This is a genomic window from Streptomyces sp. DI166, assembly GCF_900091315.1.
In the GTDB taxonomy this organism is placed as follows: domain Bacteria; phylum Actinomycetota; class Actinomycetes; order Streptomycetales; family Streptomycetaceae; genus Streptomyces; species Streptomyces fuscus.
The window spans coordinates 1-2,809 of record NZ_FLSP01000213.1; the positions used below are offsets into that span (position 1 = coordinate 1).

Annotated in this window: 2 protein-coding genes; one reads left to right on the forward strand and one right to left on the reverse strand. The window is 75.5% G+C overall.

All coding sequences use genetic code 11. The annotated features are described in order from the left end of the window. Window positions 1-1,149 (reverse strand): FHA domain-containing protein (locus tag GA0115233_RS39810; RefSeq protein WP_255310519.1); only part of this gene is annotated, 1,149 nt, incomplete at its 3' end. Between the two features lie 365 nt (window positions 1,150-1,514). Between GA0115233_RS39810 and GA0115233_RS39815 the strand changes: the two genes are divergently transcribed. Next, window positions 1,515-2,809: serine/threonine-protein kinase (locus GA0115233_RS39815; protein WP_093725660.1), on the forward strand; the 1,295-nt coding region annotated here is incomplete at its 3' end.

Below are 2,809 nucleotides of genomic sequence, written 5' to 3' on the forward strand. Positions count from 1 at the left end.
GGGGGAGGGCTGGCGGTGGGCGTCGCTTTCCGGCGCCTGCGCACGCGCGTGCCCGCCGTCAGCGGAGACGCCGGCGCCTGCCGCACGGCCCTGCGCGGGCCCGTCGGTCCCTGGCGCACCGGCGCCCGTCGCACGGCCGCGCGCGCTTCCGTCGCCTCCCGGCACACCGGAACCCCCCGTACCTGCGATGCCGTGCCCGTCCGTCCCACGGCCGCCGGCGGTGGGCGCCCCTGCCGTGAATCCGCCTCCGTGCGTCTCCCCGCCCCGCTGGCCGGGCACCGACGCCCCCGGCGGGACGCTGCTCTCGATACGGGGCGCGCCGCCCTGGCCGGGCACCACCGGAGGTTCGACGGGGCCGTGCTGCTGCGCGCCCGGGGCCGCGGAGGAGGCGCCCCAGCCCGCCGAGCCGTAGCCGTGCCGGGTCTCGCCGTCGGGGCCCTCGGGGGACTCGGCGGGTGCGGTGCCGGGCGACAGCCGCAGATGGCCCTCGCCGTCGGGCACCGTCGGCACCCGGGCCCCAGGGCCGCCCGCCGGGGCGAGCCGCAGGGCCGACTCGCCGATGCGTAGCAGGGCACCCGGCGGGAAGCGGACCGGGCGGGAGCCGATACGGGTGCCGCCCATGGTGGTGCCGTTGGTGGAGCCCAGGTCGGCGACGGAGACCCGGCCGTCGGCGGCGACCGTCACCGCGCAGTGCAGCCGGGACACGTCCGGGTCGTCCAGCGGGACATCGGCGTCGGCGGACCGGCCGACCTGGATCTGCCCGCCGTGCAGCAGATGGACGCCGCCCGCGTCGGGGCCCGCCACCACATGGAGCTGGGTCGGCGCGTCGTCGACCTCGGGGTGCGCCTCGGGCTCGGCCGGGGCGCCCAGCGAGAGCACCGCGCCGTCGATCAGCGGCGGCTCGCCCAGGACGCAGCGCGCGCTGTCCAGCCGCTCCCCGCTCGCGTACACCACCACCGGTCCGCCGCGCTCGGACTCACCCGCGCGGGCGGAGCCGTCCGCCGAGACCGCCGAGGCGAGCGCCGACGCCACCGCGGCCAGTGCGGTGCCGGCGGGCGCCGTGACCAGCACGTCGCAGCTCCCGGCGCGCCCCCGCGCGGCGGCGGGGGACGGGCCCAGCGGGTCTACGACGGTCAGCCGGATCTGCATCGCCGTCAGCGGTCCCTTCTGCGCGGGGCACCCGCGTACGGAGGACGACGCCCCGCGGTCCCCCACCGCGGACTACCCCCACCGCCACACGAGCACATCGGCCAGTACTGAAGGGCATCCTCGCACCTGCCACTGACAGCTCGCCCGCCACCCGGGAAATAGTGATCTTGATTGGTCGGCTCTGCCCGTAAAAATGCCTGATCCCTGTCCTGCCGACGATCACTTGAGATCGGTCACGCCCGGCTTCGGCAACCAAACGGAACGGACCGAGCGTCTTCCCTGCGAACCTTTGTTTCGATGGGCCCGGCACTACAGTGGTTCGGAACATCGGAACACTTTCAGGCAATCAGCAGGGAGCGCGTGACGTGCGGCCAGTCGGCAGCAAGTACTTGCTTGAGGAGCCGCTCGGACGCGGTGCCACAGGCACTGTCTGGCGAGCCCGCCAGCGTGAGACCGCGGGTGCCGAGGCGGCGGTGCCCGGTCAGCCCGGTGAGACCGTCGCGATCAAGGTCCTCAAGGAGGAGCTGGCCAGCGACGCGGACATCGTGATGCGGTTCCTGCGGGAGCGGTCCGTCCTGCTCCGGCTGACCCACCCCAACATCGTCCGGGTCCGCGACCTGGTCGTCGAGGGCGAGCTGCTGGCCCTCGTCATGGACCTCATCGACGGTCCCGACCTGCACCGCTACCTGCGCGAGAACGGCCCCTTCACGCCGGTCGCCGCCGCCCTGCTCACCGCGCAGATCGCCGACGCGCTGGCCGTCAGCCACGCCGACGGTGTCGTCCACCGCGACCTGAAGCCCGCCAACGTGCTGCTGAAGCAGAACGGCGGCGAGATGCACCCGATGCTCACCGACTTCGGTATCGCCCGTCTGGCCGATTCCCCCGGCCTGACTCGCACCCACGAGTTCGTCGGCACGCCCGCGTACGTCGCGCCCGAGTCAGCCGAGGGCCGCCCGCAGACCTCCGCGGTCGACGTCTACGGCGCCGGAATCCTGCTGTACGAGCTGGTCACCGGGCGCCCGCCGTTCTCCGGCAGCTCCGCCCTCGAAGTGCTCCACCAGCACCTGAGCGCCGAGCCGCGCCGCCCGTCCACCGTCCCCGACCCGCTGTGGACGGTCATCGAGCGCTGTCTGTCCAAGGACCCGGACCGGCGGCCCAGCGCCGAGAACCTCGCGCGCGGCCTCAGGGTCGTCGCCGACGGCATCGGCGTGCACGCCTCCTCCGCGCAGATCGCCGCCGCCGAGAACGTGGGCGCGCTGCTCGCGCCCGACCCGGCGCCCGCCGCGGTGCCGGGCTCGGCCGACCCGACGCAGGTGCTGCCGCAGGGCGCCGGCTCCTTCGACCCGAACGCCGCGACCAGCGTCCTGCCGCACACCGGCGGCCCCAACAACGCCGCCGACCCCACCGCCGTGCTGCCGAACCGGGGCGCCGCCGACCCGACCGCGGTCATGCCCCCGGTACCGCCGGGGCCGCCCGCGCCGGAGGAGCCGCACCCCTGGCAGAGCCAGCTGCGGGCCGCGCGCGACCGCAACGAGCAGACACAGGTCCAGTACCTCGACCCCAACCAGGACCCGCTGCGGCGCCGCCCGCAGCGGCAGGTCGCCCGTCCGCAGCAGCAGCCGCCGCAGCCGCAGCGCCGGGCCCAGCCGCCGCAGCCCCA